This is a genomic window from Bradyrhizobium sp. (assembly GCF_027451485.1).
GTDB lineage: Bacteria > Pseudomonadota > Alphaproteobacteria > Rhizobiales > Xanthobacteraceae > Bradyrhizobium.
On the sequence record NZ_DAIDJE010000067.1, the window covers coordinates 1 to 16,111 of the forward strand.

Sequence of the window (16,111 nt, forward strand, 5' to 3'; positions counted from 1 at the left end):
GAATCCATTCCTCCCAGCAACAGGGCGCCATTATGGATTCCCGGTTCGCGCTCACGCGCGCCCGGGAATGACGTAAACCATTTGGTCACACCCTCGCATTCTCGCGGCATGGTTTGCCCGAGCTTTGCGAGATCGCGTGACCCTCGAAGAGGAGGGCGCAGGGAAAGCCGGATGCGTGACGCACCCGCAGCCTCGCGTCCAAAGAAAAAAGGACACGAGTTAACCACCACAGGTACGCCGGAGCGATCCGGCCTTCCCTGCGCGATTGGTTTTAACGGCTTCCTTCGCGCTCTCTCTGGTGATCGGGCTTTCTTGCCACCATCCCCGGTGCAATGCGTCAGCATTGTCACCAGGTTAATGCCAGCGTCGAGGCATCAAGACCACACGACTTCGCCGTCCGCATCCGTGCCGCTCGTCCGGCGGCGCCAACGCGTCCATCGCATCCCGCGTTCCACGATCGTGACGACGCGTCCGCCCCTCCTGATGAGCACGGGACGCGCGAAGAACAACCACTGATTTGCCCGACGCCGCAAGGGGGAAATTGCGCGTGCAGACCCCGGTTCGACGAGGTGAAGGTGAGCTTCACCCGACCTAAATCTATAAAAGCTGCGTCAGCGCGCTTGCGAAGTTTCAAAGGCCCGATCTTTGCGGGCGGCTCGGGCTGGTCCACCGCATGCAAGTCCATAAGGCAGCGGGACGTCAAGGAGCTTGGCGCGCAGCGCAAGGCTCTCGTTGGCGCTCTCACTTCGCCAAATCAAACGCGCCTTTGATCCCGTCGATGACGTACTGGGTCGCGAATGCGGCGAGCACGATCCCGAGCAATCGCGCCACCACGATGTTGCCCGTGCGGCCCAGCATGCGTGCAATCACGTCGGCGAGCTCAAACGACAACGCCGACGCAAGCGAGACGGCTGCGATGATCAGGATGAGTGCGAGCAGCCAAAGGTAATTTCCCCCGGTCCGGCTGGCGAGCAGCAACGTGGCGGTGATGGCGCCGGGCCCGGCGATCAAGGGGATCGCGAGCGGAAAGGCAGCCAGGTCCGTGACCTTCTCGCGCGCGGCACTTTCCGCCTCACGGCTCTCCTGCCGCATATGTTCACCGAGGATCATTCGCGCTGCCACCCCGAACAGGAGAATGCCGCCGGAAATCTGGAATGCGGACAAGCCGATCTGAAGCTGAACCAGGAACCAGTCTCCAATCAGCGCCGTCACGATCAGGACAACGCAAGCGATGGTCGAAGCCCGCCACCCGATGGCGCGCTTTTGCGCGGCATCGAGGCCGAGCGTGAGGGCAATAAAGGCGGGGACAAGCCCGATCGGGTCGATGACAACGGTCAAGGTCACGAACGACGAGGTGACGTAATTCAACACAGGCATGTTTCCTGTAAGAGGAGCAGGTGGCATCTGCGAAAGAATAACGGCTGGTTCCAGCCGGTGGAGTGGATTTGACATTCGCTACCCACCTGGCCGCGAGTTCGCAAAGCGAGTCTCAAATCCTGAACTCCACCAGCAACCCATGTCTGCCAGCGGTCCTTTGATTCCAACATTCGCAAAATTCGCTGCTGGGAAGGGATGCGAATGTTAGAATCGAACCAGCAGGTTTATTCAAGCCACAACAAGGCGGCGCGGCCGGCGGACCGTGCCGGTGAACGCCGCGCTCGCTGCGCTGGCGAGTGCTCAGAGAAACGCGTCGCCTGCTTTCATGCCTCCAGCCGAACGCGCGGTCGCGCATGGTGTTCCCAAGACGTTGGTGAGACTGCCTTGCCATCCTCGACCTTCATGCCTCACCTTGCCGGCCTTCATGCGCCGTCCACCATTCGGCGATCGCCCGCGTCAAATCATCCCAAAGTGCGGTATGAAGATCCGGCACGGAAATGCGGACGAAATACCTCCCGGTCGCGGGCTCGCGAAACCACTCGGTGGCGGCGAAGTCGAAGCCGAAACTTCCGGCGTGACGGATCGGCAGGCCTGCTCGACCGAGATCGTCGCTCATCGCAGCCGCTGCCTTGCGGGCCGTCGACTCAGACAGGGGGCGTGCGCCCTGGAGGGTCACATACAGGCCGTGAGAGAAGCGGAGCTCGGCCGTCAGTCCCGGAAGAGATGTGGCGAGATATCGGCTGGATCGGCGACTATTCCGGATGATCGCAGCCATTCGTTTTCTGGTGAGTTCACGGTAGGCGGTCGTGCCGACGTAGGGCGGAAAATGCGCTGGCAATGGAGCGCCGCCGAAGAGCCTCAGGGCATTTCGCATCTCAGTCGGCAGGTTTTCAAATCTCGATTTCGGCGCCCGGCAACCGCTCTTGTCGCAGATGAATACTACCGAGCCCAAGCGCCCGTACTCCGCGCCCAGCGAGTCCAGCTTTGTATGGCTGCGCACCAGCACAAGCGGCAGATTTTCTCGTTCTGCCCATTCTGCCACACGCCGCACGCGGCCGGAGCTTGCGCAGAGGCATGTGGTATCAAAGATCACGAGGTCAAACGGCGAATTTCCTCGATGGATCGCCGCTTCGAAAGAAGAATCCGGCGACGATGAATCGATCCACAACATCCGGCATAAGGATCCGAGAGCTGAGGTTTCCGCCAAAGGTCGATCGCGGGTGGTCAGCGTCAGGTGGCGAGCATAGCCTTCGATCAATTCCTGGGTCTCACCGTAGGCGCCAGGCGGAAGCACGACATCCGCGTGGTCAATCAGCCTGGCCAGGGCGAAGAGAAGGGCTGCGATGGCAGCCATTCCCGACCCCGTATACACCGTCTCGTGAGTGCCATTTAATTCGTAAAACGATGGACCGCGCACATCCAGATCGGCGCGCTGATAATCATAGGTGAACTCGAAGGGACCGCTGCGATGTTGAGCGCCGGCCCAATCGGTTTCGGTTGCTGTCCAATCGCCCAGCACGTGCTCCGCTTTCAGCGCGGCGGTCAGGCGAAATTTTTGCCGAACGAACTCGGATGGCGAGCGAGGATCTTTGAGAGTCAGGGGCGTCGTCAGGCTGTTGTTCAAGAGCCTGATCTCATCACGCTTCCTTTCCAGGTATGCTTCTGACGTTTCCATGAAAGCCTGATTATCCTTTCACGGAGCCAATACGCTGGTGCGCGGGCAGTTCCGCCGACCCAAAGCCCGCCGAGCCGGTTAGCCGGGGCGAAAGCTTGCATCGAATGCGGCCATAGGCCGACCGGGAAGGCCAGGCCCGGTCAGCTCAGTTGATAGATGCAACTGAAATCGCAGTGTAGTGGTTCGATACCTCCGGGGCATCACTCCTGAACTGATTTGCGAAGGGTTTGGTCGGCCGCCCGTCGATGAGCCGTCGCTCGGAGGCTCAATGCCTGGCTGCCCTCATGATGCGAAGTTGAATCGGCGACAAAGAACACGATGGTGCCGCTGGATCTGGCCGATAGCCAGCATTTCAATTTCAAATCGGCCTTCGTCGATCGTAGGCTAACGTCGAACACAATGCTGCCGTTCGCTTTGACCGTATCGATATCTCTAAGCGAGACAAACTCAAGTTGATAGAGGTCCAGCAGCGCTCTCATATCATCCGGCGTTGTCTTTCCGTCCTAAATGATCTTCGGCGTGTCCATCAGTTCGGCTCCATCCGGACATTACCCTGAGTATGAGTTCGGCTGCATTTCGGGCGCCAACCTTCCGAAGGAGGTTTGCTCTATGGTCTTCGATTGTCCTGGGACTTAGTCCGAGTGAAATTGCGATTTGCTTCGCTGATTGTCCCGACGCGGTGTGCTCGAGAACTTCACGTTCTCGCCGGGTCAATGATCCGGAGCCCGGAAAGGTGCTTGGGATTGTGTGCGCTTGCTTCGGGTCGGAGGAAGCGCGGATCGCCGCTTCAACCCGCGCCAGCACATCCTCGCCGGAAAAGGGCTTCTCGATGTAATCAACAGCACCCAACTTGATTGCATCGACCGCCGTTTTGATATCCTGATTTCCCGACACAATGACAACAGGCGCAACAACACCCTTGTCCTTGAGGCGCTCGAGGATATCGATCCCGGAGGGTCCTGGGAGACAGATATCCAGCAAGATACAAGCTGCCGATTTCGCGTGAAGAGCGTCCATCAGGGATAGCCCGTCGGCGAAGCAGCTCACGTGATAGCCAGCTCGGGCAAGTATCAATGAAAGCGCGCGCCGGACGTCTATGTCGTCTTCAACCACGTAGATGTATGGCTCGCCAAAAGCCTGTCCTGTCATCACCGAGTTCCCCAATTCGAACGGCAATTCAACTATAAATAAATGGCCGATCGTCGCTGCACGTTGATCTGGCGCAAGCAGATCGCCGTGATTTCTTCCGTGAAATTACGGAGACGGTAGTTTCTGTGAACGATGCATCCGTCCCCGCATCGCTAAAGCCAGATGCGAAACGGCCATCCGGCGGACCCGAGGCGGTGCCGTCCCACTTGTCGCGTTGTGTCGGCCATTGCCAACAGTCGCCTGGTCGCTTTAGGCGAGCGCGGCGTCACCTCCAGTTGTAAAGAATGCCGCATCGAAGGCCTCGCTCGATACGAGCGGATGACGCTCACCATCTTCGAGTTCATCCTCCACTTTCTCATCCACATCTGCCAAAGGGCTTGCGTCGCATCCAACACTGCGGCCTGTTCGCCAGGGGGAGAGCGCTGATATCGCTCGCGCGAGCGAGTTGCTCGTCGCCTCGAAACCTGCACGCTGCCACTGTCGACGTCGCCAAACCGACCATGCTGTGGTGGACGTTTGATCATCATCGAGGTTCTCGCGGGCGCAACGCCGCAATATCGGCCGACACTCCGAATGCATGAGGATTGTCGGCCGCTTCACCATCAAACAATCCCTCGCATCGGGCAGAATCAAAGCAGCCATCTCGCTCGCGGTTCTCAAATCGCCACAGTCTTCGCCGCATGGCTCTACGATCCCTCAAACGCGGGTTTCACTCCTTGGCCGTGGGACGCCAGCCTCCGATCACGCGGAGACGTCCGTCAATCGGCAGGTATCCGAAGCCCTACACCGAAGGCGGCATCTACGAAACGAAATAGGCCGCCTGGTGAGGCGGCCTTGCTCTGCAGTGACCGATTGGTTTCCTGTTGAGCTACAATGAACGGCGCGCCTTCAGGCAACCTTACTTGATGCTTCTCGGACCTTTTCGGTCGCCTCGCTCACCGATTTTGACGCGTTGGCGATCGTGGTCATATTCGTGTTGATTTCGGTTACGCCCTGGGCCGCTATTTGCATATTTTGGGACATGCTCTGGGTCACCGCGGCCTGTTCCTCGACTGATGCTGAAATGGCGGTCGAGATTTCACTCAGGCTTGAGATCGTTTCTGCGATCTTGGAGATAACTCCGACTGCGTTTCCGGTGGAATTCTGAACCTCGGCAATCTGATTGCTGATTTCATCCGTGGCTTTGGCCGTCTGCGAGGCCAAACTCTTGACTTCTGATGCGACCACTGCAAATCCGCGGCCGGCCTCGCCCGCCCTGGCGGCTTCGATCGTTGCATTGAGCGCGAGCAGATTAGTTTGAGCGGCAATGTTGTTGATCAGATTGATGACATCTCCGATCTTCTGAGCCGAAGTGGACAGGCCCGAGACGATCTCCGTCGTCTCGTTTGCCTGCCCTACAGCCCTTCGGGAAATATCCAGCGCTTTTGTGGTCTGCCGACTTATTTCGGCAACGGACGTGGCCAGTTCTTCGGCTCCCGCAGCAACCGCCTGCATGTTCGAGGATGTCTGGTTTGAGGCCGCCATGGTCGACGTTACCCGAGCGGTTGTCGATTCGACTGCGCTGCTGATGAGGGCCAGATCCCGATCTATAGACTTCTGAATTTGAGCCCGGCGCAACCGGTCCTCGACCTGGGGCGTCGTATCCGAAGCGAACTTGACGACCTTGCAGAGTCTCCCTCGCGCGTCATGAACGGGGTTATAGCTTGCCTGGATCCAGACGACTTTGCCGCCCTTGCCGATACGCTTGAACTCGCCGGCTTGGAATTTCCCGCTGCGAAGGTCGCGCCAGAATTCCCGATACTGGCTGCCGTCTCGTTCGGCGGTGTCGACGAAGATGCTGTGATGCTTGCCCTTGATCTCCTTCAAATGATAGCCGAGTGCTTTCAGAAAATTGTCATTCGCCTTCAGGACGGTGCCCTCCAGATCGAATTCGATGACGGCTTGAGACTTATCGATTGCTGCTATCTGTCCTTCGTAGTCGGCATTCCTCAGCTTCGTCGGGGTGATATCGGTGGCGAATTTTACCACCTTGTAGGCTTTTCCATTGGAACCCAGCAGAGGGTTGTAGGAGGCCTGAATCCAAACTTCATTGCCGCCTTTGCCAATCCGGCAAAATTCATCGGCCTTGAACTGCCCGTTCCGAAGGTCGGCCCAAAACTGCTGATATTCAGCACTACGCGCATATTCAGGATCAACAAACATCCGGTGATGCTTGCCCTTGATCTCCGATAGATCGTAGCCCAGCGTCTTCAGGAAGTTCTCGTTCGCATCAAGCACGTTTCCATCGAGATCGAATTCGATGATGGCTTGGGAGCGTCCGATTGCGGCTACCTTCGCTTTCAATTCATTCGGACCAGAAAAAAAGCTCATCTTAAAACCTCGCGATAAAAGCGAGATCAAGTTGTGCCGCGTTAATTAACCGCAAGTTTATATTGCATGCATCCCGTGTTCTTACGGTGGTTGCAAGTGCAAGTCTCTGTCGCGTCTGCGCCGAAGTGGCGAAGATGTTGTTCGCGAAAATAAGCGGCATCCAGGCCGGGCGTTTCACGATCCGGCGCCGCAAGAAGGCCGGATCGAGGAGGCATCCGATCATGTCCATATGTTGATCTCGATACCTCGGAAATGTTCGGTGGCACCTATAATCGATTATGAAGGAGAAGAGTTCGATCTGGATCGCGAAGAATGTCGAACGCAAGATGCTGAATTTTCTCGGCCACAAATTCTGGGCCCGAGGATATCTTTTCACGACCGTTGGATGGGAAGAGACTGGGAAATTGACGGCGAGCCGCAATGAGAAAGTTACGCTGACACTCGCGATTCGTAAATCCTGCGTTAAAATCTAGGGTAGTGATCCTTCTTTATTCTAGCCTGGAGTTGATCTGGCGCAACGACGAAAGCGATCTGCGCTGAAAAGGTTGCGCGAAGTTGTCCTCCTTCGCCGGAAAAAAACGATGCCGCGCATGATCGCCAGCATTCGCATCTCCACCAAACTCGTTACCGCGTCGCTCGTCGGGACTCTCTTTGTCGCGGCAATGATCGCCAATCAGGTTCTCGGCAACGCAAGTGCCGAACGAGGTACCGCCAAGGCGCTCGAACAGCAAGAAATCGCCAGGCTGGCGATTGGGGTCGAAGCCGAGGTTCGACGGATGCAGGTCGCTGTCCGAGACATGCGCTTGGCAAGCACCGATTCCGCCATCCACTCAGGCGAGGGTGTGCTGGCCGCGGCCGGTAAGTCCGCCGACGAATTGACTGCCGAGATGATGCGTCGGTCGGTCTCGGCGGAGAACAAGGCACGTATGGAAGAATTGCGGAGGAGCATCGGTACCTATGTCGGGGCCGGTGGCCGTGTCGCGAGCATCAAGCACAGGATTTCCGCTGCGGCAGGGAAGGGAATATCGGCGGAGACCGCCGCGCTGGAGACGGAAATCGACGCTCTTGTTCGAAGCGTGGCACTCCCGGCTTCCGCCAAGGTCGAAGAACTGGCTGGAGAGATCACGAAATTTTCGTCTTCGCGAGCCGACTCGGAAAAGGCTGAGGTCCGCTCCGAAATGGCCAGGTCTGCGACGGCGTCGGAAATTGCGGGCGGCGTGGCGATCATTGTGCTCGTCGCCGCGGGGCTGATCAGCGTGTTCGCAGTTTCACGGCCTATCGGAGCGATCGTCGCAAGCATGAAAACGCTCGCGGACGGAAGGCTTTCGGTGGTTATCAGCGGAGCGGAGCGTGGTGATGAGATAGGTGATATGGCGCGCGCCATGCAGGTCTTCAAGGAAAGCCTCTCGGAGACACAGCGCCTGCGTTCCGAACAGACGAAGACGGAAGCTCGAGCCGCTGAGCAACGTAAACAGGAAATGGAAAAGTTCACCGCGTCCTTCGAGAGTGCGGTGGGCGGCATCATCGAACGGGTGTCGTCGAATTCTGCTGGCCTGGAACAGGCGGCTTCGGCTCTTGCCAACACTGCTTCCGCGACGAAGGAGCTTTCGACGGCCGTCGCGTCCGCATCCGAAGAGGCATCTGCGAGTGTCCAGTCCGTCGCGGCTGCGACTGAGGAGATGGCGGCTGCCGCCGCCGAGATTGGCCGCCAGATCGAGGGTTCCTCGAACGTAGCCAACGAGGCGGTCGCGCAGGCCGGGGCTACCGACCGCTCGATGGTGAAGCTCGCCGCCGCGGCCGATAAGGTCGGCAGTATTGTCGGAATGATCACTGCAATTGCCGAGCAGACCAACCTGCTGGCGCTGAATGCCACGATCGAGGCCGCCCGCGCCGGGGAAGCGGGCCGGGGCTTCGCTGTCGTTGCCTCCGAAGTCAAGGAACTCGCTGCCCAGACCGCGCGCGCTACGAAGGACATTTCCAGCCAGGTTGTCGAGATTCAGTCGACCGCGTCGACTGCGGTCACGGCCATCAAGGAGATCATGTCCACCATCGGCAGCATGTCGGAGATCACCGCAGCCATCGCGGCCGCCGCCGAGGAGCAGGGCAACGCTACCAAGGAGATTTCGCGCAACGTCCAACAAACCGCAGTCGGTGCGTCTCAGGTCTCATCGGGCATTATCGAAGTGCAATCCGGCGCCACTGAAACCGGGGCCGCTTCCTCGCAGGTTCTTACGTCCGCCAAGGCACTCGCGGCTGACGGTCAACGCCTCAAGCAGGAAGTCGAGCTTTTCCTGACCAGGGTGCGGGCAGCTTGAGCTGCGCCGCCGCTTCCAACGGAACGGTTATCAATGGGCGAAATGGTGAATTTTCCGAAGGACCCGGCGAGGAGCGTGAGATCGCGGGTCATGGTGGTCGAATCGGTTTCTGCCCTCCTGTCGAGTGTCGCCGCAGAACAGTTACATTGCGTGAAGCAGCTCGAAGAGCTGTTGCGGCGCCTCGACGATATCGCAGGTTCGTTGTCGGCTGCAGTCGATACGGCACCGGATCCGCGCACGCGAGATCTCTTTCTGGGACAGATCGGAGGAATCCGGACGCTCATCGCGGGAGCCCGCGAAAAGCTGATCGACCTTCGCTTCCTCGGCGCACGTAACGCGAACCCTGCCGAAGCTAAACCCGCATCAGCCATCGCAGCAACTGACACGCGCGCAAGAAACTCCCGATCATCGATGTTGAATCTTCCTTTCACGACCACGTCTTAATCGTCTCCAAGATGGTCGCGAGGGGTGCATTACGCTCGTCAACGATAAATGCATTACGATGTCAGGTTCCACCGCAGAGGAATTCGTTGGGTGGCCACACAACTGCGCTGCCGACCGAGCCGGCAGTAGGCAACCCGAGTTCGAATTCATTTCGCGAAGGGCTCAACCGCCTCGCCTTGCTTTTTCTAGTGCGTCAGCGTCGCCGCGCGGTTCAGGCGCGGACCGGCTCGCCGAACCGGAAGCTCGACAGCACCCAACCGCCCAAGAAGTCCGGTTGGTGGTAGACGAGCGCGGCAGGGTCTTCTTCGGCAGCGCCGAGCGCGACCATCAGCGGAATCAGGTGATCCTCGCGGGGATGGGCGATGCGCGCGTCCGGCGCAGTCGTCCAGCTGACAACGCGCTCTCGGCGTTCTGCGGCCGATGAGCGAAGCAGCGTCTGCTGCAACCAATCGTCGAAACGGCGAGAGGGCTGGCGTGCCGAGGGGCCTCTCAGTCCGAGATTGTGGAAGCTCGAACCGCTGCCGATGATCAGGACACCCTCGTCGCGAAGCGGCGCGAGCAGCCGTCCGACCGAGAGATGCGCGCAGGCGTCGTAGTCCTGCTTGATGGACAGTTGCACGATCGGCATGTCGCCGCTCGGATAGAGCGGCTTCATAAGGCTGAATGTTCCGTGGTCGAAGCCGCGCTCCGGATCGCAGTCACATGCGAGGCCCCCGGCCTGCAGCAAGGCTCGCACCCGCATCGCCAGTTCCGGCGAGCCGGGCGCGTCGTATTTGATGTGATAGAGATGCTCGGGGAAACCGTAATAATCGAACACCATGCCGGGATGGGCTGCCGACGAGACGGCGAACTCCGCCGTCTCCCAGTGTCCTGAAACCACCAGCACCGCCCGCACGGCACGGCCCCAGTCCCGGGCGGTCGCCAGCAACGCGGCCTCGAGCTGGTCGAAGCGGCGCCGCATGTCACCTTCCATGAACGACCACGGGCCGCCGCCATGCGACAGGTAATAGCTGGGGATTCGCTGGCTCATGGTCAGGCTCTTGCGACTTTCGGCTGCGCGGACGGCAAGCAGGCATCCAGGCTCCAGGCTCCCGCGCCGGCAAACACCAGATAGAGAAAGACGAAGCAGAAAAGGATCGCGGCGTCGCCCTGATTCACCGCCGGCCAGAAGCTCTTCGGCGCATGAAACATGAAATAGGCGGCCGCCATCTCGCCGGAGCAGAGCAAGGCGGCGATTCGGGTGAGGAGCCCGACGGCGATCAGCGTGCCACCGATGATTTCGATCAAGGCGGCGGCGAGCATGATGCCCGGCAGCGGACTCGGCAGGCCCGGAATGGCCGCCGGGAAGGCGACGAGCTTCATCAGCCCATGTTCGATGAACAACAGCGCCGTGATGATTCTGACAACCGCGAGCACGCGGGGCGACCAGCTTTCGAGTCCAGACATCGATTTCGTTCTCCAAACAGCTTCCGCCGGGGATTTAACTGTTTCTCAATTGTTTTTCATCGTGGCATTTATTGAAGAATCATTTCCTGTACATTGATAATGGAGGGAGGAGGAGAAACGGCGACAGAGGGAATCCGATGGATACGCTGATGAGCATTCGGGTGTTCTGCACGGTGGCGGAGCTGAAGAGCTTCACGGCCGCCGCCGTGCGCCTCGGCGTATCGCCTGCGATGGCAAGCAAGCACGTCCTGCGCCTCGAGGAGCGTCTGTCCGCGCGCCTGCTCAACCGGACGAGCCGCCATGTCAGCTTGACCGAGACCGGCGCACTCTACTTTGAACAGGCCCGGCAGATGGTCGAAGGCCTGGACGAACTGGAGGCTGCGGTCAGTCACACCGCAGTCAGGGCGAAGGGTCGGTTGCGCGTGAGCGCGCCGGTATGGATGGCGAATCCGCTGTTTGCGCGCGTACTGGCCGACTACCGCGCGCACCATCCGGACGTGACGCTGGAGGTCGACCTGAGCGGCCGGCTCGTCAATCTCGTCGAGGAAGGTTTTGACCTCGCGCTTCGGGTCACGGCCTCTCCGGGGCCCGGTCTGATCGCGCGCACGATCGCCGATGCGCCATTTTATTTCGTCGCCTCCCGCAAGTTTCTCGACGCGCGCGGCCGCCCCGCTTCGCTCGACGATCTCGAAGGCGCTCCCCTGATCGCTTACAGCCTGGTGCACGGCGACGGAGTGGTCACGCGGGGGACCGGGCAGGGACGCGAGACGATCAAATTCGCGCCCGTCCTCGCCAGCGGCAACGAAACGCTGATGCATCACGCCTGCCTCGAGGGGATGGGTTTCGCGTTCCTGCCGAAATGGCTGGTGTCTGACGATCTCGCCGCAGGGCGGCTGGAACGTCTGTTTCCGGACACGCTGTCTTTCGCCGGCCGGCTGCTCGCCGTCTATCCGACCCGCAAATATCTCTCGGGCAAGGTGCGCAGCTTCCTGGATTTCATCGCGCGGGATCGACGCCTGACGTAGCTGCCGCCTATTTTCCGTGAGAACGCGATCAGCTTACCTCATATTTCTCGAACAGGCCGGGGGCGAATTTCAGTCCGAGTCCCGGTCCTGACGGCACGGCGATTTCGCCATTGACCGGCATCGGTGGATCCTCGAACAGGCGCCAGGTCCACGGCATGTATTCGACAACCAGGCCGTTTGGCACGGCGGCGACCAGATGGACATGGATCTCCGGCAGCAAATGACTGGCCACCGGCCTGTTGAACGCTTCCGCCATCCCGGCCACCTTCATCCATTGCGTCACGCCGCCGACGCGGAGCAAATCGACCATGGTGATATCGCTGGCGTGGTGCGCCATCGCCTGGCGGTGCGGCTCGATGCCCCAGAGGTACTCGCCGGCGCAGATCGGCGTCGCCAGCGCATCGGCGATCCTGGCGTGTCCCTGGTGGTCGTCACATGTCGTCGGGTCCTCCAGCCATCCGAGACCGAGCTCTTCGATGCGATGGCCGATCGAAATCACCTCGGCGACGCTCCAGCGTTGATTGATGTCCGCCATCAGATTGACTTCCGGTCCGACCGCGTCGCGGACCAGGCGAATGCGCTCGATTTCCTGAGCCGGCGTCAATCCTTCGACGGCCATCTGGGTCTTGACCTGCCGATAGCCCTTCTCGACCAGCGCGGCTGCGGCGCGCTGCAGCTTGTCGGTTGGCGTCGTGCGCGACAACGCGCCGCTGGCATAGGCCGGCACCTTGTCGCGCGCGCCGCCCAACAGCTGGGCCAGCGGAATGTCGAAAGCCTTGCCGCGGATGTCCCATAACGCCGTGTCGATCGCCGAAATCGCCAGCATCGCGATGCCGGAGCCGCAAGAAGCCGACGCGGCGCGCAGCTTGGCCGTGAGCTGTTCGACACGCAGCGGGTCGTCGCCCCTGATCAACTCACCGAACTCTTCCAGCGCGGCGCGGAGCGAACGCACCAGTTTGCCGCCGAATGCGGTGACGCCGATGCCCTCGATGCCCTCGTCGGTCTGCACCTGCACCGTGAAGAATTCGCACATCATCCCGATCATGTAAGGCGCGCCGACCAACGGTTCTTCCGGCGGCAGGCGGACGAAGTTGACCTTGATCTGCTGGATTTTCATGCTGTCCTCCAACTCATTCCCGCGCCGCTCTTGTTTGTTCATGCGCTTCACGCTGGCCGCCACGGGCAGACGGCAGCATGGCGGCGCGGGCAACGATAAGAGGCGCGACCTGTTCGGGAGGTCAAGATGCGTGGGCGCAGGGGTGACCGGCGTTTGAATCACCCGGGCGCGCAAAGCATGATCCGGAAAAGTGTGCAGCGGTTTTTCCGAAAAGGTCATGCTCAATCAAACAGCCAAAGCGCGAGGACGATTCACCCCCATCTCATTGCGCTTCAGAACCGTTCAATGATGGATTCGAGAAACCGCGCAACCACGGCCATCTCGTTCTCGTCGAAGGGTTGGGTCAGCTTCCGGGTGAGACGCGCCAGGATCGGGCGTGCCGCTGCGGCCTTGGCGAGGCCGGCCGGCGTTGCGAACAGTCGCACCGCTCGGCGATCCTCGTCCGATGGTGCGCGGCGCACGAGGCCGGCATGCTCCATGCGGTCGGCCAGCATCGTGACGGCGGATTTGTTGATGCCGAGCGTCTCGCCAACCTGTCTGGCCGGGGCGCCGGGCGTTTTTTCCAGAACGAAGAGCGCGCCGAGTTGGGTCATGCTGATGCCGAGCGCTTCGTTGAAGGCAGCATCTGCATGCCTCAGCAGGCGATGCTGGGCGAGCGACATCAGATGAAACAGCCGCGGCGGCTTGTCGGATGTCTTCGCCTCCGTCATTGGACGATCCCCTCGCGCCCGACAACAGCCATCAGCGTACCGGTCATCGTCGCGACCAGCCTTTCTTTCCATCCCTCCAGCGCCAGCGCCTGCGCTTCGCAGAAGGTGAGAGTTCTGCCCGGCTTGATGACCTTCGCCCGAAAGACGAAGCGCTCGCCTTTCGCCGGAGCGAGCAGGCTTGTTTTGAACTCCACGGTCAGCACCGCGGCATCGGACGGCATCAGCGTGAATGCGGCATAGCCGCAGGCGCTGTCGAGTGCGGTGGTGATGATGCCGGCATGCATGAAGCCGTGTTGCTGGGTCAGGTCGGGGTTGGACGGCATCGCCAGATGAACCTCGCCGGCCACGAGGTAAACCAGCTCGATTCCCAAGGTGGCCATCGCGCGCTGGCGTGCAAAGCTTGCCTCGACGCGTTGCCTGAAATCTGGATCCTGCGCCTGGTACATGCGGCGTGCTGCCCGATGATTGCTGGCGAACGACCGCGCCATTGGACGGCATGATAGTTCATGTATGAACTATATCAAGACCCGTCTCTGCTGCTGTGCAAGCTGTCGAAATCGGCGAACCGCTGGCGTAGGGTAGCGCCGCGCCGGCCGGCCGGATCGGGGCGCGAGGGCCGAAGGAGATTTGAAGTGCGATTGGTCAATGTCGCGGCGGGCCAGCTTGGCCCGATCGCCAGAAGTGAGACGCGCAGCGAGGTGGTGGCTCGCCTGTCGGGGCTGATGCGCCAGGCGCGGGAGAGCGGGTGCGATCTCATCGTCTATCCCGAGCTTGCGCTGACGACGTTCTTTCCGCGCTGGTACATGGAAGATCAGGCCGAAATTGATCGCTTCTTCGAGCGGGAGATGCCGGGGCCGGAAACGCAGCCGTTGTTCGCCCTCGCGGGCGAACTCGGAATCGGTTTTTATCTCGGCTACGCCGAACTGACGGTCGAGGATGGCCTCGTCCACCGCTATAATTCGTCGATCCTGGTCGACAAGCGCGGCGCGATCCTCGCCAAATACCGCAAGGTTCATCTGCCCGGCCATGCCCAACACGAGCCGTGGCGCAAATTCCAGCATCTCGAGAAGCGCTACTTCGAGCCCGGCGCAGGCTTCGGCGTGGCCGAGGCGTTCGGCGGCGTGATCGGCATGGCGATCTGCAACGATCGCCGCTGGAGCGAGACCTATCGCGTGATGGGACTGCAGGGGGTCGAGATGGTCCTGATCGGCTACAACACGCCGGTCCACAACCCGCCCGCGCCGGAGCACGACGATCTTTCGCTGTTCCACAACCAGCTCGTGATGCAGGCCGGCGCCTACCAGAACGGCACGTGGGTGATCGGCGTCGCCAAGGCAGGTGTCGAGGAAGGCGTCGATCAGATCGGCGGAAGCTGCATCATCGCGCCGTCAGGCGAAGTCGCCGCCGCCTGCATCACCAAGGGCGACGAGATCGCGCTCGCGCGCTGCGATCTCGATCTGTGCAATTCCTACAAGAGCACCACCTTCAATTTCGACGTGCACCGCCAGCCTCAGGCCTATCGGCTGATCGTCGAGCGGAAGGGACGAAACCTGATGGCCGACGGAACCGCCGCGCCATCCGCGTGACCAGAGAGAAGCAGGGAGAATCACCATGCCCTATGCAACCACCGATGACGGCGTGCGCCTGTATTTCGAGGAAACCGGATCGGGCCAGCCGGTGATCTTCGTGCACGAATTCGCCGGCGACCTGCGCAGCTACGAGCTGCAGATGCGGCATTTCGGCAAGCGTTACCGCGCCATCGCCTTTAACGCGCGCGGCTTTCCGCCCTCGGACGTGCCTGAGAACGTCTCCTCCTATTCGCAAGCGCGCGCGGCCGACGATATCCTCGCCGTGCTCGATCACATCAAGGCGCCGAAAGCGCACATCGTCGGCCTCTCGATGGGCGGCTTTGCCACGCTGCATTTCGGCATTCGGCATCAGGCGCGTGCCTTGTCCTTGTGCATTGGCGGCTGCGGCTACGGCGCCGAACCGGACAAGCGCGAAGCCTTTCGCGCGGAGGCCGATGTGATCGCGGATGCGCTCCGAAAGGAAGGCATGGCGGCGTTTGCCGAACGCTACGCCTATGGGCCGACCCGCGTTCAATACGAGAACAAGGACCCGCGCGGCCACGCCGAGTTCAAGCGGATGCTGGCCGAACATTCGAAGGTGGGGTCGGCCAATACCCAGCAGGGCGTCCAGAAGGAGCGGCCTTCGCTCTATGCGCTGGTTGACGAGATGAAGCGCATCACCGTGCCGACCCTGATCATCACCGGGGATGAGGACTGGCCGTGCCTGTTGCCCGGCATTCTCATGAAGCAGAATATTGCTTCGGCGGCTCTCTCGGTAATCCCGAATTCGGGCCACGCGATCAACATCGAAGAACCGGAGGAGTACAACCGGATCGTCGGCGATTTTCTCAAGCACGCCGAGAGCGGCCGTTGGCCGCAGCGCGACCCCCGCGCGGTCTCCTCGTCGATCACCGG

16 protein-coding genes are annotated in these 16,111 nt (G+C 60.7%); 6 read left to right on the plus strand and 10 right to left on the minus strand.

What is annotated here, in order from left to right; translation table 11 throughout:
- Window positions 1-741: 741 nt before the first annotated feature.
- From NEZ08_RS09740 to NEZ08_RS09755, 4 genes are all read right to left on the minus strand, one after another.
- Window positions 742-1,377: a MarC family protein gene (locus tag NEZ08_RS09740; protein ID WP_298106407.1), complete on the minus strand. Its 636-nt coding sequence runs from the start codon at window positions 1,375-1,377 to the stop codon at window positions 742-744.
- Window positions 1,378-1,777: 400 nt separating this feature from the next.
- The gene (locus NEZ08_RS09745) at window positions 1,778-3,052 is read right to left on the minus strand and encodes a hypothetical protein (RefSeq protein WP_298106408.1); all 1,275 of its coding nucleotides are present in this window, start codon (window positions 3,050-3,052) and stop codon (window positions 1,778-1,780) included.
- Window positions 3,053-3,252: 200 nt separating this feature from the next.
- A complete protein-coding gene (locus NEZ08_RS09750) occupies window positions 3,253-3,531 on the minus strand; it encodes a hypothetical protein (protein WP_298106409.1) in 279 nt (92 codons plus the stop codon).
- A 1-nt stretch (window position 3,532) separates the two neighbouring features.
- Window positions 3,533-4,201: a response regulator gene (locus NEZ08_RS09755; RefSeq protein WP_298106410.1), complete on the minus strand. Its 669-nt coding sequence runs from the start codon at window positions 4,199-4,201 to the stop codon at window positions 3,533-3,535.
- Between the two features lie 162 nt (window positions 4,202-4,363).
- Between NEZ08_RS09755 and NEZ08_RS25765 the strand changes: the two genes are divergently transcribed.
- Window positions 4,364-4,627, plus strand: coding sequence for a transposase (locus NEZ08_RS25765; RefSeq protein ID WP_367278396.1), 264 nt, complete (start codon window positions 4,364-4,366; stop codon window positions 4,625-4,627).
- Between the two features lie 462 nt (window positions 4,628-5,089).
- Here NEZ08_RS25765 and NEZ08_RS09765 read toward each other — a convergent pair whose 3' ends face one another.
- Window positions 5,090-6,571, minus strand: coding sequence for a PAS domain-containing methyl-accepting chemotaxis protein (locus NEZ08_RS09765; RefSeq protein WP_298106412.1), 1,482 nt, complete (start codon window positions 6,569-6,571; stop codon window positions 5,090-5,092).
- A 581-nt stretch (window positions 6,572-7,152) separates the two neighbouring features.
- Here NEZ08_RS09765 and NEZ08_RS09770 point away from each other — a divergent pair.
- Together NEZ08_RS09770 and NEZ08_RS09775 are read left to right on the plus strand one after the other, a co-directional pair.
- Window positions 7,153-8,886, plus strand: coding sequence for a methyl-accepting chemotaxis protein (locus NEZ08_RS09770; protein ID WP_298106413.1), 1,734 nt, complete (start codon window positions 7,153-7,155; stop codon window positions 8,884-8,886).
- Between the two features lie 33 nt (window positions 8,887-8,919).
- A complete protein-coding gene (locus tag NEZ08_RS09775) occupies window positions 8,920-9,330 on the plus strand; it encodes a hypothetical protein (protein WP_298106414.1) in 411 nt (136 codons plus the stop codon).
- A 211-nt stretch (window positions 9,331-9,541) separates the two neighbouring features.
- On the opposite strand, the gene NEZ08_RS09780 is transcribed toward NEZ08_RS09775, so the two are convergent.
- Complete coding sequence (locus NEZ08_RS09780; protein WP_367278397.1) at window positions 9,542-10,360, minus strand: class III extradiol ring-cleavage dioxygenase; 819 nt, start codon at window positions 10,358-10,360, stop codon at window positions 9,542-9,544.
- A gap of 2 nt (window positions 10,361-10,362) precedes the next feature.
- On the minus strand, window positions 10,363-10,776 hold the full coding sequence (locus NEZ08_RS09785; protein WP_298106415.1) for a DoxX family protein: 414 nt from the start codon (window positions 10,774-10,776) through the stop codon (window positions 10,363-10,365).
- 137 nt (window positions 10,777-10,913) lie between these two features.
- Here NEZ08_RS09785 and NEZ08_RS09790 point away from each other — a divergent pair, with 137 nt between their 5' ends.
- A complete protein-coding gene (locus NEZ08_RS09790; protein WP_298106416.1) occupies window positions 10,914-11,801 on the plus strand; it encodes a LysR family transcriptional regulator in 888 nt (295 codons plus the stop codon).
- A gap of 28 nt (window positions 11,802-11,829) precedes the next feature.
- Here NEZ08_RS09790 and NEZ08_RS09795 read toward each other — a convergent pair whose 3' ends face one another.
- The 3 genes from NEZ08_RS09795 to NEZ08_RS09805 all read right to left on the minus strand — a co-directional run bounded on the left by NEZ08_RS09795 (window position 11,830) and on the right by NEZ08_RS09805 (window position 14,074).
- The gene (locus NEZ08_RS09795) at window positions 11,830-12,918 is read right to left on the minus strand and encodes a mandelate racemase/muconate lactonizing enzyme family protein (RefSeq protein WP_298106417.1); all 1,089 of its coding nucleotides are present in this window, start codon (window positions 12,916-12,918) and stop codon (window positions 11,830-11,832) included.
- A gap of 272 nt (window positions 12,919-13,190) precedes the next feature.
- Complete coding sequence (locus NEZ08_RS09800; protein ID WP_298106418.1) at window positions 13,191-13,628, minus strand: MarR family transcriptional regulator; 438 nt, start codon at window positions 13,626-13,628, stop codon at window positions 13,191-13,193.
- Window positions 13,625-14,074 carry a PaaI family thioesterase gene (locus NEZ08_RS09805; RefSeq protein WP_298106419.1) on the minus strand — a complete coding sequence of 150 codons (450 nt, stop codon included), beginning with the start codon at window positions 14,072-14,074 and terminating at the stop codon, window positions 13,625-13,627. The genes NEZ08_RS09800 and NEZ08_RS09805 overlap by 4 nt, the downstream gene beginning before the upstream one ends.
- 186 nt (window positions 14,075-14,260) lie before the next feature.
- On the opposite strand from NEZ08_RS09805, the gene NEZ08_RS09810 reads away from it, so the two are divergent.
- Both NEZ08_RS09810 and NEZ08_RS09815 read left to right on the plus strand, forming a co-directional pair.
- A complete protein-coding gene (locus tag NEZ08_RS09810) occupies window positions 14,261-15,214 on the plus strand; it encodes an N-carbamoyl-D-amino-acid hydrolase (protein WP_298106420.1) in 954 nt (317 codons plus the stop codon).
- Window positions 15,215-15,239: 25 nt separating this feature from the next.
- Window positions 15,240-16,111: alpha/beta hydrolase (locus NEZ08_RS09815; protein WP_298106421.1), on the plus strand; the 872-nt coding region annotated here is incomplete at its 3' end.

Coding starts and splice junctions, on each gene's coding strand:
- NEZ08_RS09740 (WP_298106407.1), bottom strand. CDS start 1,377: ATGCCTGTGTTGAATTACGTCACCTCGTCGTTCGTGACCTTGACCGTT.
- NEZ08_RS09745 (WP_298106408.1), bottom strand. CDS start 3,052: ATGGAAACGTCAGAAGCATACCTGGAAAGGAAGCGTGATGAGATCAGG.
- NEZ08_RS09750 (WP_298106409.1), bottom strand. CDS start 3,531: ATGAGAGCGCTGCTGGACCTCTATCAACTTGAGTTTGTCTCGCTTAGA.
- NEZ08_RS09755 (WP_298106410.1), bottom strand. CDS start 4,201: ATGACAGGACAGGCTTTTGGCGAGCCATACATCTACGTGGTTGAAGAC.
- NEZ08_RS25765 (WP_367278396.1), top strand. CDS start 4,364: ATGCGAAACGGCCATCCGGCGGACCCGAGGCGGTGCCGTCCCACTTGT.
- NEZ08_RS09765 (WP_298106412.1), bottom strand. CDS start 6,571: ATGAGCTTTTTTTCTGGTCCGAATGAATTGAAAGCGAAGGTAGCCGCA.
- NEZ08_RS09770 (WP_298106413.1), top strand. CDS start 7,153: ATGCCGCGCATGATCGCCAGCATTCGCATCTCCACCAAACTCGTTACC.
- NEZ08_RS09775 (WP_298106414.1), top strand. CDS start 8,920: ATGGGCGAAATGGTGAATTTTCCGAAGGACCCGGCGAGGAGCGTGAGA.
- NEZ08_RS09780 (WP_367278397.1), bottom strand. CDS start 10,360: ATGAGCCAGCGAATCCCCAGCTATTACCTGTCGCATGGCGGCGGCCCG.
- NEZ08_RS09785 (WP_298106415.1), bottom strand. CDS start 10,776: ATGTCTGGACTCGAAAGCTGGTCGCCCCGCGTGCTCGCGGTTGTCAGA.
- NEZ08_RS09790 (WP_298106416.1), top strand. CDS start 10,914: ATGGATACGCTGATGAGCATTCGGGTGTTCTGCACGGTGGCGGAGCTG.
- NEZ08_RS09795 (WP_298106417.1), bottom strand. CDS start 12,918: ATGAAAATCCAGCAGATCAAGGTCAACTTCGTCCGCCTGCCGCCGGAA.
- NEZ08_RS09800 (WP_298106418.1), bottom strand. CDS start 13,628: ATGACGGAGGCGAAGACATCCGACAAGCCGCCGCGGCTGTTTCATCTG.
- NEZ08_RS09805 (WP_298106419.1), bottom strand. CDS start 14,074: ATGTACCAGGCGCAGGATCCAGATTTCAGGCAACGCGTCGAGGCAAGC.